General features: G+C 62.8%; 23 protein-coding genes and 1 pseudogene. 16 read left to right on the top strand and 8 right to left on the bottom strand.

Annotated elements, in window-relative coordinates; translation table 11 throughout:
- Positions 1 to 656 precede the first annotated feature (656 nt).
- The 4 genes from gcl to JQ567_RS32070 all read left to right on the top strand — a co-directional run bounded on the left by gcl (position 657) and on the right by JQ567_RS32070 (position 4675).
- Positions 657 to 2450: a glyoxylate carboligase gene (gene gcl, locus JQ567_RS32085; protein ID WP_212269064.1), complete on the top strand. Its 1794-nt coding sequence runs from the start codon at positions 657 to 659 to the stop codon at positions 2448 to 2450.
- A gap of 15 nt (positions 2451 to 2465) precedes the next feature.
- Positions 2466 to 3251: a hydroxypyruvate isomerase gene (gene hyi / locus JQ567_RS32080; RefSeq protein WP_212442531.1), complete on the top strand. Its 786-nt coding sequence runs from the start codon at positions 2466 to 2468 to the stop codon at positions 3249 to 3251.
- A 26-nt stretch (positions 3252 to 3277) separates the two neighbouring features.
- The gene (locus JQ567_RS32075) at positions 3278 to 4165 is read left to right on the top strand and encodes a 2-hydroxy-3-oxopropionate reductase (RefSeq protein WP_212442530.1); all 888 of its coding nucleotides are present in this window, start codon (positions 3278 to 3280) and stop codon (positions 4163 to 4165) included.
- Between the two features lie 120 nt (positions 4166 to 4285).
- Entirely contained in the window at positions 4286 to 4675 is a 390-nt protein-coding gene (locus tag JQ567_RS32070; protein WP_212442537.1) for a DUF1236 domain-containing protein, read from the top strand.
- A 73-nt stretch (positions 4676 to 4748) separates the two neighbouring features.
- Here JQ567_RS32070 and JQ567_RS32065 read toward each other — a convergent pair whose 3' ends face one another.
- The 3 genes from JQ567_RS32065 to JQ567_RS32055 form a co-directional block, all read right to left on the bottom strand.
- Positions 4749 to 5114, bottom strand: coding sequence for a VanZ family protein (locus JQ567_RS32065; RefSeq protein ID WP_212442529.1), 366 nt, complete (start codon positions 5112 to 5114; stop codon positions 4749 to 4751).
- A gap of 164 nt (positions 5115 to 5278) precedes the next feature.
- Positions 5279 to 5884 carry a thiamine pyrophosphate-dependent enzyme gene (locus tag JQ567_RS32060; RefSeq protein WP_212442528.1) on the bottom strand — a complete coding sequence of 202 codons (606 nt, stop codon included), beginning with the start codon at positions 5882 to 5884 and terminating at the stop codon, positions 5279 to 5281.
- Positions 5885 to 5892: 8 nt separating this feature from the next.
- A complete protein-coding gene (locus JQ567_RS32055; RefSeq protein ID WP_212442527.1) occupies positions 5893 to 6450 on the bottom strand; it encodes a thiamine pyrophosphate-binding protein in 558 nt (185 codons plus the stop codon).
- A 217-nt stretch (positions 6451 to 6667) separates the two neighbouring features.
- On the opposite strand from JQ567_RS32055, the gene JQ567_RS32050 reads away from it, so the two are divergent.
- Genes JQ567_RS32050 through JQ567_RS32040 form a run of 3 tightly spaced genes read left to right on the top strand, consistent with a single transcriptional unit; the run spans position 6668 to position 9580 of the window.
- On the top strand, positions 6668 to 7615 hold the full coding sequence (locus JQ567_RS32050; RefSeq protein ID WP_212442536.1) for a tripartite tricarboxylate transporter substrate binding protein: 948 nt from the start codon (positions 6668 to 6670) through the stop codon (positions 7613 to 7615).
- Positions 7616 to 7630: 15 nt separating this feature from the next.
- On the top strand, positions 7631 to 8515 hold the full coding sequence (locus JQ567_RS32045; RefSeq protein WP_249165867.1) for an amidohydrolase: 885 nt from the start codon (positions 7631 to 7633) through the stop codon (positions 8513 to 8515).
- Between the two features lie 15 nt (positions 8516 to 8530).
- Positions 8531 to 9580, top strand: a complete 1050-nt coding sequence (locus JQ567_RS32040; protein WP_212442525.1) for a hydroxyacid dehydrogenase — start codon at positions 8531 to 8533, stop codon at positions 9578 to 9580.
- A 3-nt stretch (positions 9581 to 9583) separates the two neighbouring features.
- On the opposite strand, the gene JQ567_RS32035 is transcribed toward JQ567_RS32040, so the two are convergent.
- Together JQ567_RS32035 and JQ567_RS32030 are read right to left on the bottom strand one after the other, a co-directional pair.
- Complete coding sequence (locus JQ567_RS32035) at positions 9584 to 10474, bottom strand: MBL fold metallo-hydrolase (protein ID WP_212442524.1); 891 nt, start codon at positions 10472 to 10474, stop codon at positions 9584 to 9586.
- A 10-nt stretch (positions 10475 to 10484) separates the two neighbouring features.
- A complete protein-coding gene (locus tag JQ567_RS32030) occupies positions 10485 to 11699 on the bottom strand; it encodes an ABC transporter substrate-binding protein (protein WP_212442523.1) in 1215 nt (404 codons plus the stop codon).
- Between the two features lie 113 nt (positions 11700 to 11812).
- Here JQ567_RS32030 and JQ567_RS32025 point away from each other — a divergent pair, with 113 nt between their 5' ends.
- From JQ567_RS32025 to JQ567_RS32015, 4 genes and pseudogenes are all read left to right on the top strand, one after another.
- Positions 11813 to 12520, top strand: coding sequence for a TetR/AcrR family transcriptional regulator (locus JQ567_RS32025; RefSeq protein ID WP_212442522.1), 708 nt, complete (start codon positions 11813 to 11815; stop codon positions 12518 to 12520).
- Positions 12498 to 12656 (top strand): annotated as a pseudogene (locus JQ567_RS38415) (carboxymuconolactone decarboxylase family protein); the annotation flags it as partial. The gene JQ567_RS32025 and the pseudogene JQ567_RS38415, both read left to right, overlap by 23 nt.
- Before the next feature lie 17 nt (positions 12657 to 12673).
- Positions 12674 to 13510 (top strand): SDR family NAD(P)-dependent oxidoreductase, encoded by an 837-nt coding sequence (locus tag JQ567_RS32020; RefSeq protein WP_212442521.1) that lies wholly within the window; start codon positions 12674 to 12676, stop codon positions 13508 to 13510.
- 79 nt (positions 13511 to 13589) lie between these two features.
- Entirely contained in the window at positions 13590 to 14789 is a 1200-nt protein-coding gene (locus JQ567_RS32015) for an ABC transporter substrate-binding protein (protein WP_212442520.1), read from the top strand.
- Positions 14790 to 15328: 539 nt separating this feature from the next.
- Here JQ567_RS32015 and JQ567_RS32010 read toward each other — a convergent pair.
- Complete coding sequence (locus JQ567_RS32010) at positions 15329 to 15778, bottom strand: cupin domain-containing protein (protein ID WP_212442519.1); 450 nt, start codon at positions 15776 to 15778, stop codon at positions 15329 to 15331.
- A gap of 154 nt (positions 15779 to 15932) precedes the next feature.
- Between JQ567_RS32010 and JQ567_RS32005 the strand changes: the two genes are divergently transcribed.
- The 4 genes from JQ567_RS32005 to JQ567_RS31990 all read left to right on the top strand — a co-directional run bounded on the left by JQ567_RS32005 (position 15933) and on the right by JQ567_RS31990 (position 21489).
- Entirely contained in the window at positions 15933 to 16694 is a 762-nt protein-coding gene (locus JQ567_RS32005) for an SDR family NAD(P)-dependent oxidoreductase (protein ID WP_212442518.1), read from the top strand.
- A gap of 107 nt (positions 16695 to 16801) precedes the next feature.
- Positions 16802 to 17638 carry an enoyl-CoA hydratase family protein gene (locus JQ567_RS32000; protein WP_212442517.1) on the top strand — a complete coding sequence of 279 codons (837 nt, stop codon included), beginning with the start codon at positions 16802 to 16804 and terminating at the stop codon, positions 17636 to 17638.
- Between the two features lie 177 nt (positions 17639 to 17815).
- Positions 17816 to 20167, top strand: a complete 2352-nt coding sequence (locus tag JQ567_RS31995) for a bifunctional salicylyl-CoA 5-hydroxylase/oxidoreductase (RefSeq protein ID WP_212442516.1) — start codon at positions 17816 to 17818, stop codon at positions 20165 to 20167.
- A 77-nt stretch (positions 20168 to 20244) separates the two neighbouring features.
- On the top strand, positions 20245 to 21489 hold the full coding sequence (locus JQ567_RS31990) for a flavin-dependent oxidoreductase (RefSeq protein WP_212442515.1): 1245 nt from the start codon (positions 20245 to 20247) through the stop codon (positions 21487 to 21489).
- Between the two features lie 129 nt (positions 21490 to 21618).
- Here the strand turns inward: JQ567_RS31990 and JQ567_RS31985 are convergent, their stop codons facing one another.
- Together JQ567_RS31985 and JQ567_RS31980 are read right to left on the bottom strand one after the other, a co-directional pair.
- Positions 21619 to 22074: a cupin domain-containing protein gene (locus JQ567_RS31985; protein ID WP_212442514.1), complete on the bottom strand. Its 456-nt coding sequence runs from the start codon at positions 22072 to 22074 to the stop codon at positions 21619 to 21621.
- Positions 22075 to 22105: 31 nt separating this feature from the next.
- Positions 22106 to 23293: an ABC transporter substrate-binding protein gene (locus tag JQ567_RS31980; protein WP_212442513.1), complete on the bottom strand. Its 1188-nt coding sequence runs from the start codon at positions 23291 to 23293 to the stop codon at positions 22106 to 22108.
- Between the two features lie 231 nt (positions 23294 to 23524).
- Between JQ567_RS31980 and JQ567_RS31975 the strand changes: the two genes are divergently transcribed.
- Positions 23525 to 24019 (top strand): MarR family winged helix-turn-helix transcriptional regulator, encoded by a 495-nt coding sequence (locus tag JQ567_RS31975; protein ID WP_212442512.1) that lies wholly within the window; start codon positions 23525 to 23527, stop codon positions 24017 to 24019.
- The last annotated feature ends 28 nt before the right edge of the window (positions 24020 to 24047 follow it).

Genomic DNA, 24047 nt, shown 5'->3' with positions numbered 1-24047 from the left:
AGACGTAACGCGACAGAGGCGTACGGCGAAGGCGCGTGGTCCTGACACCCCGTTGCTGGTGTCAAGTTCCTGAGAGGCCAAAAGCTGATCGGGAGCGACGGTGGCAAGAAAGCCCGTTCACCGGGGAGAGCACGATATAAGCCGTAAAGCCATTGCGCAGGGAAGGCCGGGTGTTCTCCGCTGCCCTGTATGCTCGTGTGCACTTTGTTTTGTGCAAACCGCACGCGAGACCGCGGGTGCAGCGCGCACCCGGTCTTCCCTGCGCCCTCTCATTTTGGGGGGCCGAAGATTTCTTTCACAACTCGGGCGCAACGCGCCGCGAGAATGCGAACACACATCTATCTACGTCGTCCCGGCGAAGGCCGGGACCCATACGCCGCGGCCCCCCGTTGCTAAAAAAGGAAGATAACGATCTGCGTGTAAAAGCAATTATCACCGGTGGTTATGGGTCCCGGCCTTCGCCGGGACGACGGCTGAGAGCTTCCGACTCTCGTCAGCCAATCCCATCGTTTCACCGATCCTTCCACCCAACCACCTGATCCGCCGTGCTTTTCCCAATTCCTCCCACATCGCGGGAAACAAAAGCGTCGTCGTTGAGATCGAAGGTGGCAGCCGTGATGGTCGCGCCAGAGCAACACGGTCAAACGAGGCGCAAAATGGCGAAGATGCGAGCGATCGATGCCGCGGTACGTATCCTCGAAAAGGAAGGCGTGGTGACCGCCTTCGGGGTTCCCGGTGCGGCGATCAATCCGCTTTATTCCGCGCTGAAGCGGCGCGGTTCGATCAGCCACATCCTGGCGCGCCATGTCGAGGGCGCGTCCCACATGGCCGAGGGCTATACCCGCGCCAAGGCCGGCAATATCGGCGTCTGCATCGGCACGTCGGGCCCGGCCGGCACCGACATGATCACCGGGCTTTATTCGGCGATCGCCGATTCGATCCCGATCCTCTGCATCACCGGACAGGCGCCGCGCGCGCGGCTCTACAAGGAAGACTTCCAGGCGGTCGACATCGAGTCGATCGCAAAACCCGTGACGAAATGGGCGGTGACGGTGCGCGAGCCGGCGCTGGTGCCGCGCGTGTTCAGCCAGGCCTTTCACATCATGCGCTCGGGCCGTCCCGGTCCTGTCCTGATCGATCTGCCGCTCGACGTGCAGCTTGCCGAGATCGAGTTCGACGACGAAACTTATGAGCCGCTGCCGGTCTACAAACCATCAGCGACGCGCAGGCAGATCGAAAAGGCGCTGGCGATGCTCAACGCCGCGGAGCGGCCGCTGATCGTCGCCGGCGGCGGCGTCATCAATGCCGACGCATCCGAATTGCTGGTGGCATTTGCCGAGGCCGTCAACGTTCCCGTGGTGCCGACGCTGATGGGGTGGGGCGCCATTCCCGATGATCACGTGCTGATGGCGGGCATGGTCGGGCTGCAGACCAGCCACCGCTACGGCAACGCCACCATGCTGCAATCCGACTTCGTGCTCGGGATCGGCAATCGCTGGGCCAACCGCCACACCGGCTCGATCGAGACCTACACCAAGGGCCGCACCTTCGTGCATGTCGATATCGAGCCGACGCAGATCGGCCGCGTCTTCAATCCGGATTTCGGCATCGTCTCCGATGCCAAGGCGGCGCTGGAATTGTTCGTCACCGTCGCCAAGGAATGGCGCAGGGACGGCAAGCTCCGGGACCGCCAAGCCTGGCCGGCCGCATGCCAGGACCGCAAGCGCACGATGCTGCGCAGGAGCCGCTTTGACGACATCCCGATCAAGCCGCAGCGGGTCTATGAGGAGATGAGCCGGGCATTCGGCCGCGACACCTGTTACGTCAGCGTGATCGGGCTGTCGCAGATTGCTGGCGCGCAATTCCTCGGCGTTTACGGTCCGCGCAACTGGATCAACGCCGGTCAGGCCGGTCCGCTCGGCTGGACATTGCCAGCGGCGCTTGGCGTGCGCGCGGCCGATCCGACCCGCGAGATCGTGGCGCTGTCGGGCGACTATGACTTCCAGTTTCTGATCGAGGAGCTCGCGGTCGGCGCGCAGTTCAAGCTGCCTTACATCCACGTCGTCGTGAACAATTCCTATCTCGGCCTGATCCGCCAGGCCCAGCGCGGCTTCGAGATGGACTATCAGGTGCAGTTGTCGTTCGAGAACATCAACGCGCCGGAGCTCGGCGTCTACGGCGTCGATCACGTCGCGGTTGCCCAAGGCCTCGGCTGCAAGGCGATCCGCGTCACCGATCCGCACGACGCCCAGGCGGCGTTCGCGACTGCGCGCGAATGGATGGCGGAGCACAAGGTGCCTGTGGTGGTCGAGTTCATCCTCGAGCGCGTCACCAACATTTCCATGGGCACCGAGATCGACAACATCATCGAGTTCGAGGAAGTGCTCGATCTGCCGCTGGACGATGCGCCGGCGAAGTCGAACACATCTGGCACATTGTTGCCGGCTTAAGGGGGGATATCGACGATGCCCAAATTTGCCGCCAACCTCACCATGCTGTTCGGCGAACTGCCATTCCCAAATCGCTTTGCGGCGGCCAAGGCCGCCGGCTTTAGCGGCGTCGAATATCTGTTTCCCTATGATTTCGACAAAGCCGAGCTCAGCGAGCAATTGCAGCAGCACGGATTGACCCAGGTGCTGCATAATCTCCCCGCCGGCAATTGGGCGGCGGGTGAGCGCGGCATCGCGATTTTTCCTGATCGGGTCGAGGAATTCCGCGACGGCGTCGCGCGCGCCATCGATTACGCCAGGGCGCTGGATTGCCGTCAGCTCAACTGCCTGGTCGGCATAGCGCCTGATGGGGCCGATGCGCGCGAATTGAACGAGGTGCTGGTCGGCAATTTGCGCTTTGCCGCCGACGCGCTGGCCAAGGAACGGATCAGGCTTCTGGTCGAGCCGATCAACACAACAGACATTCCGGGCTTTTTCCTGAGCGGTACCGAACAGGCGATCCAGCTCATATCAGACGTGCGATCGAGCAACCTGTTCGTGCAATACGACATCTACCACATGCAGATCATGGAAGGCGACATCGCGCGCAGCCTGCAGAAGCACCTGCCGCGCATCGCCCATGTCCAGCTCGCCGACAATCCCGGCCGCAACGAGCCCGGCACCGGTGAAATCAATTATCCGTTCCTGTTTCGGCATCTCGACGCGATCGGCTATCGCGGCTGGGTCGGATGCGAGTATAAACCGAGGACGACGACCGTCGATGGCCTCGGTTGGCACGCGGCCCTGACGCTCGATACCTGATTGGTCAATAACAAGGGGAAATCCAAATGATCGATATCGGCTTTATCGGCCTCGGCACCATGGGTCGCCCGATGGCGAAGCATCTCCAGACTGCCGGCCATCGCCTGTTCCTGCACGACGTGGCGCCGATCCCGCCCGAGCTTGTCGCTGAGGGCGGCGTGGCCTGCAAATCGGGCAAGGAGGTCGCGGAAAAATCCGACATCGTCATCATCATGGTGCCGGACACGCCGCATGTCGAAGCGGTGTTGTTCGCCGAGGGCGGCGTCGCGCAGGGGATTTCAAAAGGCCAGATCGTGGTCGACATGAGCTCGATCTCGCCGCTCGCGACGAAAGAATTCGCCAAAAAGATCGAGGCGCTCGGCGCCGATTATCTCGATGCCCCGGTTTCCGGCGGCGAGGTCGGCGCCAAGGCCGCGAGCCTGACCATCATGGTGGGTGGACCCGAGCGCGCGTTCAACACCATGAAGCCGGTGTTCGACAAGATGGGCAAGAACGTCACGCTGGTCGGCGGCAATGGCGATGGCCAGACCACCAAGGTCGCCAACCAGATCATCGTCGCGCTGACGATCGAGGCGGTTGGCGAAGCGCTGTTGTTTGCGTCGCGTGCCGGCGCCGATCCTGCATTGGTGCGGCAGGCGCTGATGGGCGGCTTTGCGTCGTCGCGGATTCTCGAAGTGCATGGCGAGCGCATGATCAAGCGCAATTTCGATCCGGGTTTCCGCATCGAACTGCATCAGAAGGATCTCAACCTCGCCCTCGAAGGCGCGCGCTCGCTCGGCATTTCCTTGCCGAACACGGCGATCGCGCAGCAGCTGTTCAGTTCCTGCGCCGCGCATGGCGGCAAGGCGTGGGATCATTCCGGCATGGTGAAGGCGCTTGAGATGATGGCCAATCACGAGATTGGAAAGACTTGATCGAACGCGGAACCTGATGCGGAACTTCCTGTTCCATGTGCCCGTTATTGGCGCGCGTGGAACCGGAACATCTGATGCCTCCGATGGTTGAAACGCACCATCAATTCACTGGAGGACATGATGAACAATCGTTTAGCTGTTTCGCTGATTGCCGCTTCGCTGCTGACTTCGGGCGCGGCGTTTGCCCAATCCACCACCGTTCAGGGCGCGCAGGACGGCGCACGAGCGGGTGGTCAGGTCGGAGGTCCGGTCGGCGAGGTCGTTGGCGGCACCGTGGGTGCGGCCGTAGGTCTTGGATTGGAAATTCCGAATGCCGTGATCACGTCGATCCAGGCCGAACGCGCGCCGTCGGTCGTGGTGCGTGAGCGTATCGTCGTCGGCGAGCCACTGCCTGCGACGGTCGAGTTGCGCACGGTGCCGAGTCACACCGAGTATCGCTATGCAGTGGTCAATGATCGCCGTGTGATTGTGGAGCCGCGCACCCGCAAGATCATCAAAATCATCGATTAAGCGAGCCGCTTGCAATCGATCCTCGCGGGGGAATTCCTCCCGCGGGGATTTTTGCGTCAGGACGCACCGGCCGTCAGGACGCACCGGCGCTCGATCGTTGCGTTCGCTTGACGATCAAGTCGAAGGCCGCCGCAGCGGCGAGACCAACGCAGACTGCAAGCGCGTCGACCAGAAAATCCTCCAGCCGCGCGTGCCGCCCCGGCGCCCAGAATTGCAGGAGCTCGATCAGGCCCGTCAGGCCGACGGCAATGGCCGCCGTCAACAACCGGTTTTTCGTGTAGGCCAGGCCGAACGCGAGCCCGATCAGGACAAAGGCAAGCGCATGCTCGCCGTCCTGTCCAAGGCTATAGGCATGCGGCCGGTAACCCGGCGGCCCAAGGGTTGCGAAAGCGACGGCTGCGGCAAGACACCAGGCGAAGAGTTTGAGGGCGATTGACATGCCCCGGCATAGCACGTCCTGGGATGCGAATATTGCACCTGCGAACAGCTGCAATGCAGTGTGGTTAATGCCTAATACTAGAGCGTTTTCGAGCGAAAGCCTGTCCCGCACTTGATGCGGGATGGAGCCCGGTTCGCGTGAAGAAAACGCGTCAAAACAAAAAGCTAGAGCGGTTCCCGCACGCCCAGCCCGTGCATGAAGCGCTCCCTGATCTGCACGGGATCGCGGCGGGTGGTGCCGACGCCCGGTTTGTCGTCGATCCGCACACCAATCAGCGTCGGCCCCGCGGCCGACATCGATTGATCGATCAAACGCTCGAAATCCTCCTCGTCCGCGGCCCAGGTGCTGTTGCTGAGGCCGCTTGCAAGTGCAATCGCGACGATGTCGGCGACGGTCGCGCCCGGCGTCGGCTGCGCGCCGGTGATCTGGTAGACGCCGTTGTCCATCACCACCATCGTGAGATTCTTCGGCGCCAGGGTTGCGATCGTCGACAGCGCGCCCAGTTGCATCAACAGCGAGCCGTCGCCCTCGAGTGCGAAGACGCGGCGCTTCGGTTGCGCCAGTGCCACGCCGAGCGCGATCGGAAAGGCGAGGCCCATGCTGCCGAGCATATAAAAGTTCTGCGGGCGATGGCCGGCGGCCCACAGATCGAAATTGGTGTTGCCGATGCCGCCGACGACGGCTTCCTCGTTCTTCAGCTTGGCGATCAGCCGTGAGGTGAGATCGAAGCGGTTCATGACCTTGGTGTTGCGGGCAGGGGTGCTGTTCATGACATCGCTCACTTGTCGAGTACTTTGCCGCCGGTCAGAAGCGGCGAGAGGATCAGCGCCACCGGCGCCTGCGTGGAGATGGCTTGCTTGATCGAGCGGTCGCAGATGAATTCGAACTCGTCGAGCCGTGTCACGGTATGATGCTCCATCGCGAGCGAATCCAGCACCGGGCGCATGGTGCGGCATACCAGCGACTGGCCGTAGTTGAACTCGCCGAGCGTGCCGCGTTCGGACACGAACATGATCAGCGGGATCTGGTAAGGCATCGCCAGCGAGGCCAGCACGTTGGCGAGCGTCGCAAAGCCTGACGTCTGCATCAGCACCGCGCCGCGCCGCCCGCCCATCCAGGCGCCCGAGACGATGCCGACGGCTTCTTCCTCGCGCGCGGTCGGAAAGGTCGTGAAAAACGGATCGGCATGCAGGTTCTTGATCAGCGTGGTCAGGACGCGATCGGGCACATAGGGCACCAGACTGATATCGTTGCGCTTGAGCGCTTGCAGCACGATGCCGTGCCAGCTCTTCTCATGCGAGTTCTCGGGCGAGGTTTTTTCCTCTGCAACCGCCATCCTGTCTTCTCCCTCGATCTTCCGAAAATTCGCGTTCGCGACGTGGTGCCGTCGCGCAGCTTTTGCTGCGCCGAAACTTGACGCCGCGGACGGGATTGTCAACATGCCTTCATCGTTACCGTGATCTGCAGACTTGGCGATGGCTCAAGCACGCCGGCATGCGACAATGTGAGATAACGAGAACATCGGGAGGGCTGCCGTGGGAGTTTGGTTCCGGATGGCTGCGGTTGCGGCATTGATGCTCGCTGCGCCCGGCGCGGCATCCGCGCAGTCGTTCCCTTCAAAGCCCGTGCGTATTCTCGTGCCCTATCCCGCCGGTGGCGGCGTCGATGTCCTGACGCGCACGCTGGGTGAGGTGGTGTCCAAGCAATGGGGCCAGTCGGTCGTGGTCGAGAACCGTCCGGGCGCCGGCGGCGTCATTGCCTCGCAGGCGGTCGTGGCCTCGCCGGCTGACGGCTATACGCTGATCATGGTCGCGAGCGGCCACGCCACCAATCCGTTGCTGTATCCCAAAATTCCCTACGACACCTTCAAGGACTTCACGCCGATTTCGCTGCTGGCGTCGTCGCCCAATATCCTGCTGGTGCGCGCCGATTCACCGTTCAAGACGCTGGTCGATGTGATCGAGGCGGCGAAGGCGAAGCCGGGCAGTCTTTCATTTGCCCATGCCGGCACGGGCACGTCGACGCATCTGGCCGGCGAACTGCTGAAGAGTCTCGCCAAGGTCGATCTCAACGCCATTCCCTACAAGGGCGGCGCGCCCGCGATCAATGATCTGCTCGGCGGACAGATCCCGATGTCGTTCAACAACGGCCCGGAATCGGTCGGACAGCTTCAGGCCGGCACGCTGCGCGCGCTCGCCGTCACCACGGCCGAGCGTGCGCCGTTCCTGCCCGATGTGCCCAGCATGTCGGAGGCGGTGCCGGGTTATGACACCGGCGTGTGGTGGGGCCTGCTCGGACCGTCCGGCATGCCGCCCGATGTGCTGGCAAAACTCTTCCGTGATTTCGTTGCGGCCCTGAACACGGATTCCGTCAAGGAGCGCCTCGGCAAGCTCGGCGCATTGCCGATCGGCAGTTCGCCGCAACAGTTCCATGCCAAGATCCGTGCCGATTACGAAAAGTGGGAGCCGATCATCAAGGCGGCCGGAATGAAGGCGGAATAACGTGGGGTGCTCAAGATGATTCCAGCCTGCCTGCCGCCGCGTCCCGTCAGTCGTCCCAAGGTGTCGCTGCCGCCTGATGCCTGCGATGCCCATGCGCATGTGTTCGGCCCATCGGATCGCTTTCCCTATGCGGATGATCGCAGCTACACGCCGCCGGATGCGCCGCTGGAAAAATATCTCGGCATGCTCGACACGCTCGGCTTTGCGCGCGGCGTGCTGGTGCAGGGCAGTGCGCACGGCCGCGACAATGCGGCGATGCTCGATGCGCTGCGGAGAGAGCCCGGCCGCCTGCGCGGCGTGGCGGTGGCCGACGCCAATGTCTCGCCTGACGAATTGCGCGCATGGCACGCGGCTGGTGTGCGTGGTCTGCGCTTCAATCACTTCTTTCGTGATGGTCAATTGCACTATCGCGGCGGCGTGCCGTTGACGGTGGCCGAGAAACTTGCGCCTGTCATGGCCGAGCTTGGCTGGCACCTGCAGCTCTGGATCGATGTCAAGGATTTGCCGCAGGCGATTCCGATCCTCAAAAAACTCGGCCTGCCGGTCGTGATCGATCACATGGGCCGCACCGATGCGCGCGCCGGCACCGGTACGGAGGGCTTCCAGAGCCTGTTGCGCGCGGTCGGCGAGGGCTGGTGCTGGGCGAAATTGTCGGGCGCGCACCGGCTGAGCCAAAACGCGCCTGACTATCCCGAAGCGCGGCCGTTCCACGAGATGCTGGTCAAGATAAATCCGGAGCGCCTGGTCTGGGGCGGCGACTGGCCGCATCCCCGGGTCGAGGGCGAAATGCCCGACGCCGGACACCTTCTCGAATTGTTTCAGATGTGGACGCCTGATAAGGCAACGCAGCAGCGCATCCTCGTCAGCAATCCCGCTACACTCTACGGTTTCCCGAACTGAAAGTTGCACAAGAAGATGACCGTCAACAACAAGCGCGTGTTCTACGTCAAATATCTCGCCCACGAGATCTACACCGAGATCCTGAAGGCTAGGGCCGATGTGCGGCTCGACAAGCTGGAAAACGAGAGCCCTGAATCCGTCGCGGCGCCGATTCTGGCCGCGGCGCACGCCTATCAGATCGGGGCGGCGCGCGATGAACTGGCGCCGCATTTCCATGCCCATGCTGATCTTCTGAAGCGGGCGCCGAATTTGCTCATCGTCTCCAGCAACGGCGCGGGCTTTGATCCCGTCGATGTCGATGCCTGCACCGCGGCCGGCGTGCTGGTGGTCAACCAGACCGGCGGCAACGCCAATTCCGTGGCCGAGCACGCGCTTGGCATGCTGCTGACGCTGTCGAAGCGCATCCTCGAATCCGACCGTGCGCTGCGCCGCGAGGCCAATGTCAATCGCAACGCGTTGATCGGCAACGAGGCGCAGGGCAAGACCATCGGCATCGTCGGGATCGGCAATGTCGGCCGCCGCATCGCCGAGCTCTGCAAGGGCCTGCTGCACATGAAGGTGATCGCATATGATCCCTATCTGACGGCGGAGGAAATCACGGCGCGGGGCGCCGAGAAGGTCGAACTCGACGATCTGATGCGCCGCTCGGACTTCGTTTCGATTTCCTGCCCACTGACAAAAGACAATCGCCGCATGATCGGCGCTAAACAGTTCGCGCTGATGCAGCCGCATGCGTTCTTCATCACCACCGCCCGCGGCTTCATTCACGACGAGGCCGCGTTGTACGATGCGCTGCGCGACAAGCGGATCGCCGGTGCCGGGCTCGACGTCTGGGACAAGGAACCGCCGCCGCCGGAACATCCGCTGCTGCAGTTCGACAATGTGCTGGCGAGCCCGCATACGGCAGGTGTCACCAGGGAAGCCCGCGTCAACATGGGCAGGATCGCTGCCGAACAGATCCTCGACGCGCTCGACGGAAAGCGGCCGCCGCGTATCGTCAATCCCGAGGTCTGGCCGGCCTATGCCATGCGCTTCGAGCGGGCGTTCGGGTTTGCGCCGAAATAGGCGCTAGAGGAAAACGAACCGGAAGGCGGATCCCTTCGATACCACGCGGCCGGCGGTCGGTGCCGGGAAATGCGCCGCAAGCAGGATGCTCGGCGTGTCCGCGAGCCGCTCGAGCAGTTTGATACGGGTGGCCCGCGCGGCCTCCCGATCGAAATCCGCCGCGTTCGAGAGCCAGGGCGCCGCGCACTGGATCGGATGATGGATGATGTCGCCGGACATGACCGCGTGATCATGCCTGCCGTTCAAATGGATCTGCATATTGCCGATCGTATGGCCCGGGGCGGGCTCAAAGTGCATCATCGCGTTTCGATCGTCGAACAGCAGATGGTCGGTTTCCACGAATTCCGCCTGTCCGGCGGCAACCACCGGCAACACCGAATCTGCGAACGATCCGTGATTGACCGGATTTGTGGGGTTGGTGGCGTGCGCCTGCTCCCAATGGCGATACTCGGCGCGGCCCATCAGGTACCGCGCGTTCGGGAAGGTCGGGACCCAGCGCCCGTCGATGAGCCGCGTGTTCCAGCCGACGTGATCGACATGCAGATGGGTGCACATCACGAAGTCGACGTCTTCGGGACGAACGCCGAGTGCTTGCATGTTTTCCAGATAAGGCTGGTTGAGCTGGTTCCACACCGGGACGCGCGGCCGCAGCTTGTGATTGCCGCAGCAGGTGTCGACCAGGGCTGTCCATCGGTCGGTGCGGACCACGTAGGAGTGGTGGCTGAGGATCATCCGCCCGGTGCCGGGCTCGATGTATCGCTCGTCCAGCCAGTCGCTGTTAGCCGCGATCACCTCGTCATCGACGTTGGCGAACAACCAGTTCTTTTCAAACGGCAAACTGGCAATCTCGACCAGCCGGTCGATCCGCATGCTGCCAATTTTCAGCGTCTCCATGCTGGGCTTGTCAGTTCCGCAGCAGATCGCCGAACGGCACCCAGCGTGTTCCGTCATAGCGGATCAGCCGCATGCTCGTCATCGGCGTATAGCGTTCCGGCGAATTATTCACCGCGGTGCCGTTGATCAGCATCGGCAGGCGAACGTCTTTCAGGTTGGTCGCCTGCTTCATCACATTGGCGCGGGTCAGATCGTTACCGGCGGCCTTGAGCGTCGTTACCAATGTCTGGGCGATGGTGTAGCCATACACGTTCAGCCAGTCGCTCTTGTTGGCGTCCGGCAGATATTTCTCCATGAAGGCCAGCCATTCCTTGTAGCCAGGGTCATCCTTCAGGCCGGGGTCGGTGCTGTCTTTCAGATACTGGCTGGAGACGACGCCGACCGAATTCTCGCGCCCCGCCGGTTCGAGCACGCCGCTGATGGAGGCAGATACGTTTGAAATGATCGTGGTCGGCTTCCAACCGATCTCGCCGATCTTGCGGATCGCCTGAGCTGCAAATTTCGGCGTGGCGGCCACCAGCACGACATCGGCGCCGCTGCTCTTCAAGAGCAGTATCTGGGTATCGATGGTGGGCGAGGTGGTTTCATAGGGGGCCTTGGAGACGATCTGATCGCTGCCGCCGAGGCCTTCCTCCAGCGCCTTCAGATAGTCTTTTCCGAGATCGTCGTTCTGATAGAGAACGCCGACCTTTGCCTTCGGGTGGCTGTCCCTGATGTATTTGGAGTATGCGAGGGCCTCGTCGCGATAGGTCGGCTGCCAGCCGACCGTCCACGGGAAACTCTTCGGATCATCCCACTTCGCGGCGCCGGAGCCGAGGAAGAGTTGCGGCACCCTCTTGTCGTTGAGATATTTGTGCACGGCGTTGTTGGTCGGCGTCCCGACCCCGCCGAAGATCAGCAGCACCTCATCGCTTTCGACCAGGCGCCGCGTCTGCTCGACGGTTTTCGGCGGGCTATAGGCGTCGTCCGCGATGGTCATCTGGATCCGTCGCCCGTTGACGCCGCCTTCGTCATTGATCTTGCGAAAATAGGCTTCGGCGGATTTCGCGATCTGCGCGAAGGCGGAAACCGGCCCGCTGAGGGGGGCCGTGGTGCCGATCTTGATCGTCTTGTCGTCAGCACCCGTGTCGTATTTCGCGGCGCTTTGCGCCTGCGCGGGGATGGCCGCGAGCACCGACAGGGCGATGCCAAGGGCGTGAAGTCGGGGTCCAGGAAAACGGCGCACTTTGTAGCTCCTCCCAGGTTTCCCGCCTCTTCGGGCGGCCTATTCGGTCGTTCGGCGTACGAACGATCGTTCGTTTGGTTGACTATCGAACGATCGTTCGTTAGTCAATGTGCATGATTTCCACTGCTTCCAGTGCGGCCGAAACGGTCGCCACCTCCACCCGCGAGCGCATTCTTGCCGAAGCGCTCGGCCTGTTTGCCGAGAGCGGCTATGGCGGCGCCTCGATGCGCGAACTGGCGCGCCGGGTCGGTGTCCGCGAAAGCAGCCTTTACAACCACTTCCCGGGCAAGGCGGCGATCCTGGAAGCGATCGTCAGCGAGCACGGGCCGGCGAGTTCGGCGAGCCGCCTCGAGCAGCCGCGCTATCGCCAATTGCGCGACCAGCCCGCCGCGTTTTGCCGGCAGTTTGCTCTCGACCTCGTCGACCAATGGTCGGACCCGCGCGAGCATCAGTTCCAGAAGGTCATCACCGCGGAACGAAACCGCGTGCCGGGCATTCGCGCGAAATTCGCCGATCAGTTTTATGCGCGCGAACAGCGCCTGATGACGGATTATTTCCGCGGCTTCACGCTGGCCGGTCTCGTCAGGACACCGGATCCGCGCGAGACCGCGCGGCTGTTCGCGGCCGGCCTGATCTACATCCGCCTTGAGCACTATTTGATGGGCGCGCAATCGTCACCGCGTGACAAGGTGATGGAAGCCATCGAGCGGTTTCTCGGTTTCTTCTTTTCGCTGATCGCCATCAGCGACGTCGCAGAGCCAACAAATACAAAAAAACGAAAAGGCAAGGGAGAAGCGCGTGGCAGGGTTACCCCTGATTGATCCGGGCGCGACCGACGGAGATATCTGCGCATCCTTTGACGGGATGCCGTTCAGCCCAAGCATCTTCCGCATGATGGGGCATGCCGAAGCCGGCATGATTCCGGCGATGCGGCTGTGCAGATCCATTCTGCGCCAATACGACGCGAGATAAAAATGTCAGAGAAAATGCGCTATGTCCGCCCGCTCAGCGCGGCGTCCGAAGGTCAGGCTCCGGGTCGCGGCCGGCTTCGGGGCCGCAGGATCCTGGTCGTCGGTGGCGGTCAGCGGACGTTCGATGCCGCGACCGATCCGGTTGGAAACGGCCGGGCCATGTCGATGCTGTTTGCCAGGGAAGGCGCCCATGTCGCGGTCGCCGACCTGCACCGCGCCAGCGCCGATGACACCGTAAAGCGCATTGCCGGCGAGGGCGGTCTCGCCTTTTCGATCAAGGCGGATATCGCGCGCGAAGCCGATGTGAACAGGATGATCGACGAGGCCGTTGATGGTCTCGGCGGGCTCGACGGCATGGTGCTCAATGTCGGCATCGGCGTCGGGGCGCTGGGGCTCGACGGTGTCGATCTCAAGGAGTGGAATGACACGTTCGCGGTCAATTTGACCGGTCCGATGCTTTGCTGCCGCAAGGCGCTGAAGCATATCGCCGACGGGGCGTCGATCGTGTTCATCTCGTCGATCGCCGGGCTTCGCTCGGGCTCGCGGCTGATTGCCTATGACACGTCGAAGGCCGCGCTTGGCGGCCTGATGCGCAACGTCGCCAAGGAAGGCGCGCGCCGCGGCATCCGCGCCAACATCATCTGCCCCGGACTGGTCGATACGCCGCTCGGACGCCACACCAGCGCCGGCCGGCCGTCGCGCAGTGCGTCGGGCGCGCCGTTCGGGCGGATGGCGACGGGGTGGGAGATCGCCTACGCCGCGCTGTTTTTCATGTCCGACGAGAGCGTTTACGTCAACGCGCAGACGCTGGCGGTCGACAGCGGCATCACCGGGTTATGAGCTCGGTGAGGCAACCGATCGAACAATAGCCGGCATCTTCTGGTGCCGGAACGAAGAAGAGAAGCAGGGGAGTGAGTGCATGTTGAGTAAGTCGTTGTGGCCGGCCCTTGTTGCCGGTGTAGCCAGTGCCATCGTCTGGACGGGAGCAGCGTCCGCACAGAAGAAATACGATCCCGGCGCGTCGGACACCGAGATCAAGATCGGCCAGACCATGCCGTACAGCGGGCCGGCTTCGTCCTATGCCACGATCGGCCTGGTGATGAAGGCCTATTTCGACAAGATCAACGCGGAGGGCGGCGTCAACGGCCGGAAGATCACGCTGCTGTCGCAGGACGACGGGTTTGTTTCGTCGAAGACGGTGGAAGCCACGCGCAAGCTGGTCGAGCAGGATGATGTTCTGTTCATCGCCGGCTCGCTCGGCACCGCGCCGAACGCCGCCGTTCAGAAATATCTGAACATCAAGAAGGTGCCGCAGCTTTTCGTCGCGACCGGCGCGACGCGGTGGGGCGATCCGGAGCATTTTCCGTGGACCATGGGATGGCAGCCCAGCTACCAGATCGAAGGCGCCATTCTCGGCCGTTACACGGCTGCCACGTATCCGACGGCAAAAATCGGTGTGCTGTATCAGAACGACGATTCCGGAAAGGATTACATCAAGGGTTTGAAGGCGGGCCTCGGTGACGCCGCCAAGCTGATCGTGGCCGAGACCTCGTATGAATTGTCGGATCCTACTGTCGACTCGCAAGTCATCACGTTGAAGACTGCCGGCGCCGACGTGTTTTTCCTGCACGCGAATCCGAGATTCGTCGCCCAGGCGATCCGCCGGACGTTTGAGCTGACCTGGAAGCCCGCGATCATCCTGCCGAGCGTTGGCGCGTCGGTCGGCGCGGCTCTGGCTCCGGCCGGTCTGGAGAAATCGATTGGCGCCGTGACGGCGGCCTATATGAAGGATCCCACCGACAAGGTGTGGGAAAGCGACAAGGGCTTTCAGGACTGGCTCGCCTTCATGAAGCAATGGTATCCGCGCGGAAGCCTGATCGATGGCAGCAATGTCTATGGCTACTCCATGGCCCAGACCATCGTCCAAGTCCTCAAGCAATGCGGCGACGTCCTGACACGCGAGAACGTCATGCAGCAGGCGGCCTCCATGAAGGATCTGGAGCTTCCGATGCTGCTGCCGGGCATCAACCTCAGCACCAGTGCCAAGGATTTTTTCCCGATCAAGCAGATGCGGCTGGCGCGCTTTGACGGCACGTCCTGGATCGTGATGCCAAAGTAGAGCGAGGCGGCCTGAATCCGTCCTTCCCGGGGCAGGTTCAGTGCCGAAAGTGCAGTTCCGATCGCCAAATCCGCGGAGAAAATTTCCCCCGCGGCGGGCGCGATCACGGCAATAATTCCACTGCCAAAGGGCGCCCGGACGACGCGCGCATTGCTATTTTCGTAGACATCTCGACTAGTTAGCCCGTTACGACCATTTTCCTTTGTGCGCCTCGTTTCTGGGAACAACCGTTCCGCCGGGCGCCATGGAAGATGAGATGCGACAGGTAGGTACATTTCTGCGCAACGCGCCGTCCCGGATCGGACGTCGCCTAGCCCAGATCGTCGCGATCGCCGCCGCCAGCCTGCCGGCTGCCGGGGCTTAAGGCCGCTTACGTCAATTTGAACATTGAAAGCTCGTCATCGCGCGAACCTGCGGTTCGCGGATACGGGCTCGTCGCGCCAGGTCTGGCGCAAATACTCTCGCGCAGCTTCAGAACTTTGCCATCGCCGCCCGCGCGGCACATTGCGGACGGGCTCAGCTAAAGCTCGAGAAGAGTTTTAGTCGTTGGCTTCCGGCGGCAGAAAATTCACTTCATGCTCGGCCGAGATGCGCACGATTTCAGCGACATCGCTCAGATTGTGCAGTTGGTTGAAAAGTGCTTCCAGCTTCTGGGTCGGTGAAACCCAGAACAGCGCCCGCGCCGGCCTGTCCGATTTGTTGAAATAACCGTGCGGGATTCCGCGCGGCAGCCGCACCAGGTCACCGGCCTTGGCCTGCACCCAGACGCCATCGAGTTTCAGGTCGAGCATGCCGTCCTGTACCAGGATGAATTCGTCCTGCGTGGGGTGGATGTGGACCGGTACGAACTGGCCGGGATCACTGTTGGTCTCGAACGCAAAGGTCGAATCCGTCACGGCCTTGGGGAAATACACCTGGCCGAGGATGTTCCAGGTCTTGCCGGAATATCCGGTGCCGTTCCGCGTGATGCCTTTTTCGAGCGCCGCCATGTTGTTGATCCCTCTTTGGCTGTCGCGACGACGCTACCCGCGGCCGGCCTTCTGTCAAGCGGATGTAGCGCACGGAATGCTTCCGTAACTTGCTTCCTTGCAAAAGCTTGAAGTTTAAAATAAATGTCGGGGGTCAGTTCCGGGAGGCCGACCGATGTCCAAACCGTTGCATTCCCAGCATGCGCTCGTCACCGGCGGCGGGCGAGGCATTGGCCGCGCGGTCGCCGCAGCACTGTCAGAAGCCGGCGCTGTCGTCACCGTGCTCGGCCGCAACCGCGCCACGCTGGATGAAGCCGTTGCCTCGGGCGCCGCGCAGTTCGCGGTTGCTGCCGATGTCGCCGATGCAGCTTCCGTGAAATCAGCCGTTGCGGAGGCCGCGGCGCGGCAGCCGATCGACATCCTGATCGCCAATGCAGGCGCGGCTGAATCCGCGCCGTTCGGCCGCTCCGATGCGGCGTTGTTCCAGCGTATGATGGACGTCAATTTCATGGGCGTGGTTCACGCCACGCAGGCGGTGTTGCCCGGAATGCTGGAGCGCCGCCAGGGGAGGGTGGTCGCGATCGCTTCGACCGCCGGCCTGAAGGGCTACGCCTATGTCAGCGCCTATAGCGCGGCGAAGCATGCGGTCATCGGTCTCGTCCGTTCGCTCGCGCTGGAAACGGCCAAGAGCGGCGTTACGGTGAACGCCGTATGTCCCGGTTTCACCGAAACCGATCTGCTCGAAGGTTCGATCGACAACATCATCAAGAAGACCGGTCGCAGCCGTGAGCAGGCGGTGGCCGAACTGTCGAAGCACAATCCGCAGGGCCGCCTCGTTGCGCCGTCGGAAGTCGCCGATGCCGTGCTGTGGTTGTGCGGCTCGGGCGCCGGCGCCATTACCGGACAGGCGGTCGCGGTCGCCGGCGGCGAAGTTTGAAATTGAAACTGTCATTGCGAGCGAAGCGAAGCAATCCATCTTGCCGCAGAAAGAATGGATTGCTTCGCTGCGCTCGCAATGACGAATAGCAAGACAAGGGAGATCCCATGAGCAGACCCGCCAACCCCGTCACGCTGCCGCTGGCCGAATATTCGCCGAAGCATTTCTTGCTCGCCGTCGACGGCAAGATCGCCACCGTGACGCTGAATCGTCCGGAGCGGAAAAATCCGCTGACCTTCGACAGCTACCGGGAACTGACGGATTTCTTCCGCGCCTGCGCGATGGACGAGGAAGTCAAAACCATCGTGGTGTCAGGCGCCGGCGGCAACTTCTCTTCGGGCGGCGACGTCTTCGAGATCATCGGCCCGCTGGTGCAGATGGACACCAAGGGCCTCACGGCGTTCACCCGGATGACCGGCGATCTGGTCAAGGCGATGCGCGCCTGTCCGCAACCGGTCATCGCCGCCGTCGACGGCATCTGCGCCGGTGCCGGCGCGATCATCGCGATGGCCTCGGATATGCGCCTGGCAGCGCCCGGCGCCAAGGTCGCCTTCCTCTTCAACAAGGTCGGTCTCTCCGGCTGCGACATGGGCGCCTGTGCGATCCTGCCGCGCATCATTGGCCAGTCGCGGGCGTCGGAACTGCTCTACACCGGCCGTTTCATGACCGCGGAGGAGGGCGAACGCTGGGGCTTCTTCAGCCGGATCGTAGCGCCCGACCAGGTGCTGGCGCAGGCGCAAGCGCTGGCGAAACAGGTGTCCGACGGGCCGACCTACGCCAACACCATGACCAAGCGGATGCTGGCGATGGAATGGGCGATGTCGGTGGAGGAAGCGATCGAGGCGGAAGCCGTCGCCCAGGCCCTGTGCATGACCACGGAGGACTTTGCCCGGGCGTTCGAGGCGTTTTCCAACAAGCGGTCGCCGGTGTTCCAGGGGAATTGAGGGGCCGTAGCCCGGGTGAAGCGAAGCGCAACCCGGGACCTCGCCCCAAAACAAGAACCCCGGATTGCGCTTCGCTCCATCCGGGCTACGAATTGAACGGGGAGGGTCTTGCCCAAAAATTGTTTTAGGCTTAAAGTAATTTCGAACTTGGCCCGTTAGCTTGCTTCGGAGGCGCTGATGAAGGTGGCGATAATCGGCGGGGGACCGGCGGGTCTCTATGCCGCGATCCTTTTGAAGAAGCAGCGGCCGCAGGCCGAGATCACGGTGTACGAGCGCAACCGCGCCGACGACACGTTCGGCTTCGGCGTGGTGTTCTCGGACGCGACGCTGGACAATTTCGAGAAATACGACCCGCCGAGCTACCGCCGCATCACCCAGGAATTCGCCTATTGGGATGATATCGCGGTGCATTTCCGCGGCACCGTCCATCGGGTGGGCGGCAACGGTTTTTGCGGCTGTTCGCGCCGCATGCTGCTGCTGATCCTGCAGGAACGCGCCCGTGAACTCGGCGTCACGCTGCTGTTCGAAACCAACGTCGACGACGAGGCCCGTTTTGCCGATGCCGATTTGATCGTGCTCGCCGACGGCATCAACAGCCGTTTTCGCGACAAACATACCGAGCATTTCCGCCCCGAGATCGATCTGCGTTCCAACAAGTTCGCCTGGATGGGCTCCACCCGGCCGCTCGATGCCTTCACCTTCATCTTCCAGGAGACGGAGTGGGGACCGTTCATCGCCCACGCCTACCAATATGAAGCCGGCCGCTCGACCTGGATCTTCGAGACCGATGCCGAGACCTTTGCGCGCGCCGGCCTGGAAGGCCTGAGCGAGCAGCAATCCGCCGATCGCATGGCGGAAATCTTCGGATGGTTCCTCGGCGAGCACAAGCTGCTGATCAACCGTTCGATGTGGCGCAATTTTCCGATGATCCGCAGCGAGCGCTGGGTCAAGGACAATATGGTGCTACTCGGTGACGCCAAGGCGACCGCGCATTTCTCGATCGGCTCCGGCACCAAGCTTGCGATGGAAGACGCCATCGCGCTCGCAGAGGCGATGGCGCAGGCGCCGACCGTCGACGCCGCTTTGCAGACCTACGAGCAGGGCCGGCGCGAGGAGGTCGAGAAGACACAGCACGCCGCCGACGTGTCGCTGGTCTGGTTCGAGCATGTCGACCGCTTCTGGGATTTCGATCCCGTGCAGTTCGCCTTCGGCGTCATGACGCGCGCCAAGGCGATTACCTACGATAACCTCACGCTGCGCGCACCGGGCTTCGTCGGCGAGGTTGACAAGGCGTTTGCAAAGACCGTCCACGCCAAAGGGTTTGACGTCGACATCGAAAAACCTGTCGCGCCGATGTTCCAGCCGTTCAAATTGCGCGAGATGGAGGTGGCCAACCGCGCGGTGGTGTCGCCGATGTGCATGTATTCGGCCGAGGAGGGCGTGCCCGGCGATTTCCATCTGGTGCATTACGGCTCGCGCGCGATCGGCGGCGCCGGTCTGATTTTCACCGAGATGACCTGCGTCGGCCGCGACGCCCGGATCACGCCCGGATGCACGGGGCTGTGGAACGACACGCAGCAGGCCGCCTGGACGCGGATCGTGGATTTCGTCCACGCCAATTCGGCCGCCAAGATTTGCCTGCAGCTCGGCCATGCCGGGCGCAAGGGCGCCACCAAGCTGATGTGGGAAGGCATGGACCGTCCGCTGGAGCAGGGCGGTTGGGACACGCTGTCGGCGTCCCCGATCCCCTATTTCCCGGACAGCCAGGTGCCGCGCGAGATGGACCGCGCCGCGATGGATCGCGTCAAGGCCGAGTTCGTCGCGTCCGCGCTGCGCGGCGAGGCCTGCGGCTTCGACATGCTGGAACTGCACTGCGCCCACGGTTATCTGCTCGCGAGTTTCATCTCGCCGCTGACCAACCAACGCACCGATGAATATGGCGGCACGCTCGAGAACCGGTTGCGTTATCCGCTCGAAATATTCGAGGCGATGCGCGCGGCGTGGCCGGCGCACAAGCCGATGTCGGTGCGCATCTCCGCCACCGACTGGGCCGAAGGCGGCGTCACCGGCGAGGATGCGGTAGCGATTGCGCGCGCGTTCGGCGAGGCCGGCGTCGATCTCGTGGACGTCTCCACCGGACAGACCGTGCGCGATGCGCAGCCGATTTACGGCCGCATGTTCCAGACGCCGTTCTCCGAGCAGGTCCGCAACGAGGCAAGGGTTGCGACCATGTGCGTCGGCAACATCACGACGTCAGATCAGGTCAACACGATTCTGGCCGCCGGCCGCGCCGACCTGGTGGCGCTGGGCCGGCCGCATCTGGTTGATCCTTCCTTCACCATGCGGGCGGCGGCCTGGTATGGCGCCTCCGATATCGCCTGTCCGCCGCAATATCTCCCCGGAAAAGAGCAGATTTTCCGCAACTCTGTCCGCGACCGGCAGGATTTCGACGACCTCAAAATTAAGGGTAAGCCGAAAACCCGCGCCGAGCTCAAGGCCGAGGCGACAAAGCCGCTTGCGGCCGAATAGGCCGAATGGCACGCTCTATCTCTCCCTCGCCCGCTCTTGCGGGGAGAGGGGGAGACAGTTGAGTGGAGTTTGAGCGGATGAAGGCGATCATCGTCGGAGGCGGCATCGGAGGCCTCACCACCGCGCTGATGCTGCGCGCCCGCGGCATCGACTGCGAATTGTTCGAACAATCCGACAGCATTCGCGAGCTCGGCGTCGGCATCAACACGCTGCCGCATGCGATCCGCGAACTCGCAGGCCTTGGCCTGTTGGACCGGCTGGATGCGGCCGCTGTTCGTACCGATGATCTGTATTATCTGAACCGTCACGGCCAGGAGGTCTGGCGCGAGCCGCGCGGCCTCGGCGCCGGTCACGACGTTCCGCAATTCTCGGTTCATCGCGGCCGCCTGCAGAGCGTCATCCATCGCGCCGTCGAGGAGCGGCTCGGCAAGGAGGCGATCCACACCGGCTGCCGGCTCGGCGCGTTCGCGCAGCACGAAGGCGGCGTGATCGCGCATTTCTTCGACCGCACCGGCGCGCATATCAAGACCGCGCGCGGCGATGTCCTGATCGGGGCCGATGGCATCCATTCGCGCGTGCGAGAAATGCTGTTTCCGGACGAGGGGCCGCCGTGCTGGAACGGGCTGATGCTGTGGCGCGGCGCACGCGATTGGCCGATGTTCCTGACCGGCAGTTCGATGATCGTGGCCGGTGGGCTCAATGCCAAGGTGGTGGTCTATCCGATCGCGGAAGGATCGAGCCCCGCCAGCCGGCTGACCAATTGGGCCGTGATGGTCAGGGTTGGCGAAGGCAACGCGCCGCCGCCGCGCCGTGAGGACTGGTCGCGGCAGGGCAAGCGCGAGGAATTGATGCCGCATGTGGCGCGGTTCTCGGTGCCGCATGTCGATGTCCGCAACCTGATCTCGGCGACGCCGGAATTTTATGAATATCCCTGCTGCGACCGCGATCCCCTGCCGTACTGGACCTGGGGCAGGGTGACTCTGCTCGGCGACGCCGCGCATCCGATGTATCCGGTCGGCTCCAACGGCGCCTCGCAGGCGATCCTCGATGCGCGGGCGCTTGCGGATTCGCTGGCCCATGCCGAACATCCGCGCCAGGCGCTGCTGGCCTACGAGCAGAAGCGGCTGCCGATGACGGCGGAGATCGTGCGCGCGAACCGCCGCGGCGGTCCCGAGGGCGTCATCGACGCCGTCGAACAACTTGCGCCTGACGGTTTTACTGATATCGAGAAGGTGCTGAGCTACGGCCAGCGCGAAGCCATCGTACGCGGGTATGCGTCAAAGGCGGGCTTTGCCGCGCCGTCACTGGCGGCCGTACGGTAGGTACGCGTAACCCGCGCCTCCCGTAGCCCGGATGGAGCGGAGCGCAATCCGGGATGGTGATCGCTGTGGTCCCCGCGGCCCCGGATTACGCTGCGCTCCATCCGGGCTACGACGCGACGGAGAAAATGCTCACGCGCCCGGAGGCGGCGGCAGGAAGTGGATGTTGTGCTCGGCCGCCAGCGCCACGACGGCGTCGGGCGTCTGCTCCTTCATGTTGTGAATGTTCCAGAACAGGTCGTAGAGCCGGCGCGTCGGCGAGACCCAGAACAGCACCTTCGAGGTCCGGCCCGATTTGTTGAAGATGCCGTGCGGCTTGCCCATCGGAAGCCGCACCAGATCGCCCGGCGAGGCCTGCGTCTCGGCACCGTCGAGGAAGAAGTCGAGCTTGCCTTCCAGGATGTAGAGATACTCGTCCTGATCGGGGTGGATATGCGGCGGCACGAAGGTGTCGGGCGGGAAGGTCGCATGCCATGAGAAGGAATGCTCGGTGACGCTTTTGGGCACATAGGTCTGGCCAAGGATGTTCCAGGAAATTCCCTGAATGCCTTCGTTGGCGCGGGTGATCCCGGCGATTTCGGTTTTCATGTTGTTTCCTTCCAGCGTTGTTGGTCGCCGCTTATTTAGCCGCCGCGCAATCCTTGGCGTAGCGGTCGCCGTAATTCGAAAAGACCTTTTCGACGATCTCGGTCTGGAACTTGCCGTCCGGGCGTTTTGCCACTTTGGTGAGATAGAAGTTCTGGATCGGATAGCCGTTGACGTTGAACTTGAAGTCGCCGCGCAGCGAGGTGAAGTCGGCCTTCTTCAGCGCTGCCGACACCGCGTCCTTGTTGGCGAGATCGCCCTTCACCGCCTTGACGGCGCTGTCGATCAGCATCGCCGCATCATAGGCCTGGAAAGCATAGGTGCCCGGCACGATGTTGTAGGCCGCCTCATAGCCGGCCACGAATTTCTTGTTCTGCGGATTGTCGAGATTAGGCGCCCAGTTGGAACCGCCGAACATGCCGACGGCGGCGTCCTGCTGTGCCGGCAGCGTCGATTCATCGACGGTGAAGGCGGACAGCACGGGAATGCGATCGGCAAGGCCGGCCTGGCGGTATTGCTTGACAAGGCCGACACCGAGGCCACCCGGCATGAAGGTGAACAGCGCGTCGGGCTTCGAGGAGGAGATCTTGGTCAGCTCGACCTGGAAATCGGAGGTGTTCAGCGGCAAATAGCTTTCCTCGACGATCTCGCCCTTGTAGTCGATCTTGAATCCGGCGGCGGAATCCTTGCCGGCCTGATAGTTCGGCACCAGCACATAGACGCGCTTGTAGCCGCGATCCTGGGCAACCTTGCCGAGGACCTGGTGGACCTGATCGTTCTGGTAGGAGGTGACGTAGAAGAACGGGCTGCACTCCTTGCCGGCATAGGTCGACGGGCCCGCGTTCGGGCTGATCAGAAACGTCTTGTTGTCGGTGACCGGCTTGTGAATGGCCTGGAGGATGTTGGAGAAGATCGGTCCGACGACGAAATCGACCTTTTCGCGTTCCAGGAGGCCCTTGACCTTGGTCACGGCGCCGTCCGGCTTGAGTTCGTCATCGACCACGACGAGCTCGACGTCCTTGCCTGCCATCTTGCCGCCGAGGTCCTTGACCGCGAGCGCAAAACCGTCGCGGACCTGCTGGCCGAGCGCCGCCGGAGGCCCGGACAACGTCACGATGACGCCGATCTTGATCTTCTCCTGCGCCGCGGCTTGTCCTGCGGCGGCACTCAGCAAGACCGCAACCAAGGCTAACTTAGGTCCCGCCAATTTCAACGGCTGCATATCACCAACTCCTTCATTCGGCCATCGCCGAAACCAACCCACCAAAGCCTCAGATCCAGCTTATTCTGAGGATGACTTCGGCCGCAAGCAACAAGCCCGCAAATAAGAATCCATGTAAGAAAGCCATGCAAGCTGCGCGCCAAATGCTTGAACCCTAAAGAAATCTGGACCATGATAGCAAGCTGCGCTTGTTCGGATTCGCCGCACACGCAAATCAGACAAGATGGCGTCATGATGCTTGATTCAGAGACCAAGGCGGTCGAACTCCCCGAGGATCACGGGGATGAAATCAGGCTGTGGCTCCGCCTTCTGACCTGTACCACCCTCATCGAGGGCGAGGTTCGCAGCCGTCTGCGCGAGCGCTTCGATGTGACGCTGCCGCGCTTCGACCTGATGGCCCAGCTCGACAAGGTGCCCGACGGCATGACGCTGTCCGACGTCTCGAAGCGGATGATGGTGTCGAACGGCAACGTCACCGGGCTGGTCGAACGCCTCGTCGAATCCGGTCACCTCGACCGCCGCACCTCCGATGCCGACCGCCGCGTCCAGGTGATCCGCCTGACCAAGGCCGGCCGTGCCGAGTTCCGCAAGATGGCGGCCGAGCATGAATTGTGGATCGCCGACATCTTTGCGGATTTGACGCCGAAGGATGTCCGCGAATTGATGCGCCTCCTGGCCAAGACCAAAGCCTCGGCGCAGAAATCCGCGAAGGCGCGGACGGCGTAGGCGCAGCCCGGAACTGGCGGCGCGCCGG

The sequence above is a fragment of the Bradyrhizobium sp. AUGA SZCCT0431 genome (assembly GCF_018131065.1).
Lineage (GTDB): Bacteria > Pseudomonadota > Alphaproteobacteria > Rhizobiales > Xanthobacteraceae > Bradyrhizobium.
Note: the sequence above shows the minus strand (reverse complement) of the source record. Positions and strands in the feature narration are given on the sequence as shown.

Excerpts from the sequence above, each read along its gene's own strand:
- gcl (WP_212269064.1), top strand. The coding sequence starts at position 657 with ATGGCGAAGATGCGAGCGATCGATGCCGCGGTACGTATCCTCGAAAAG.
- hyi (WP_212442531.1), top strand. The coding sequence starts at position 2,466 with ATGCCCAAATTTGCCGCCAACCTCACCATGCTGTTCGGCGAACTGCCA.
- JQ567_RS32075 (WP_212442530.1), top strand. The coding sequence starts at position 3,278 with ATGATCGATATCGGCTTTATCGGCCTCGGCACCATGGGTCGCCCGATG.
- JQ567_RS32070 (WP_212442537.1), top strand. The coding sequence starts at position 4,286 with ATGAACAATCGTTTAGCTGTTTCGCTGATTGCCGCTTCGCTGCTGACT.
- JQ567_RS32065 (WP_212442529.1), bottom strand. The coding sequence starts at position 5,114 with ATGTCAATCGCCCTCAAACTCTTCGCCTGGTGTCTTGCCGCAGCCGTC.
- JQ567_RS32060 (WP_212442528.1), bottom strand. The coding sequence starts at position 5,884 with ATGAACAGCACCCCTGCCCGCAACACCAAGGTCATGAACCGCTTCGAT.
- JQ567_RS32055 (WP_212442527.1), bottom strand. The coding sequence starts at position 6,450 with ATGGCGGTTGCAGAGGAAAAAACCTCGCCCGAGAACTCGCATGAGAAG.
- JQ567_RS32050 (WP_212442536.1), top strand. The coding sequence starts at position 6,668 with ATGGCTGCGGTTGCGGCATTGATGCTCGCTGCGCCCGGCGCGGCATCC.
- JQ567_RS32045 (WP_249165867.1), top strand. The coding sequence starts at position 7,631 with ATGATTCCAGCCTGCCTGCCGCCGCGTCCCGTCAGTCGTCCCAAGGTG.
- JQ567_RS32040 (WP_212442525.1), top strand. The coding sequence starts at position 8,531 with ATGACCGTCAACAACAAGCGCGTGTTCTACGTCAAATATCTCGCCCAC.
- JQ567_RS32035 (WP_212442524.1), bottom strand. The coding sequence starts at position 10,474 with ATGGAGACGCTGAAAATTGGCAGCATGCGGATCGACCGGCTGGTCGAG.
- JQ567_RS32025 (WP_212442522.1), top strand. The coding sequence starts at position 11,813 with ATGATTTCCACTGCTTCCAGTGCGGCCGAAACGGTCGCCACCTCCACC.
- JQ567_RS32020 (WP_212442521.1), top strand. The coding sequence starts at position 12,674 with ATGTCAGAGAAAATGCGCTATGTCCGCCCGCTCAGCGCGGCGTCCGAA.
- JQ567_RS32015 (WP_212442520.1), top strand. The coding sequence starts at position 13,590 with ATGTTGAGTAAGTCGTTGTGGCCGGCCCTTGTTGCCGGTGTAGCCAGT.
- JQ567_RS32010 (WP_212442519.1), bottom strand. The coding sequence starts at position 15,778 with ATGGCGGCGCTCGAAAAAGGCATCACGCGGAACGGCACCGGATATTCC.
- JQ567_RS32005 (WP_212442518.1), top strand. The coding sequence starts at position 15,933 with ATGTCCAAACCGTTGCATTCCCAGCATGCGCTCGTCACCGGCGGCGGG.
- JQ567_RS32000 (WP_212442517.1), top strand. The coding sequence starts at position 16,802 with ATGAGCAGACCCGCCAACCCCGTCACGCTGCCGCTGGCCGAATATTCG.
- JQ567_RS31995 (WP_212442516.1), top strand. The coding sequence starts at position 17,816 with ATGAAGGTGGCGATAATCGGCGGGGGACCGGCGGGTCTCTATGCCGCG.
- JQ567_RS31990 (WP_212442515.1), top strand. The coding sequence starts at position 20,245 with ATGAAGGCGATCATCGTCGGAGGCGGCATCGGAGGCCTCACCACCGCG.
- JQ567_RS31985 (WP_212442514.1), bottom strand. The coding sequence starts at position 22,074 with ATGAAAACCGAAATCGCCGGGATCACCCGCGCCAACGAAGGCATTCAG.
- JQ567_RS31980 (WP_212442513.1), bottom strand. The coding sequence starts at position 23,293 with ATGCAGCCGTTGAAATTGGCGGGACCTAAGTTAGCCTTGGTTGCGGTC.
- JQ567_RS31975 (WP_212442512.1), top strand. The coding sequence starts at position 23,525 with ATGATGCTTGATTCAGAGACCAAGGCGGTCGAACTCCCCGAGGATCAC.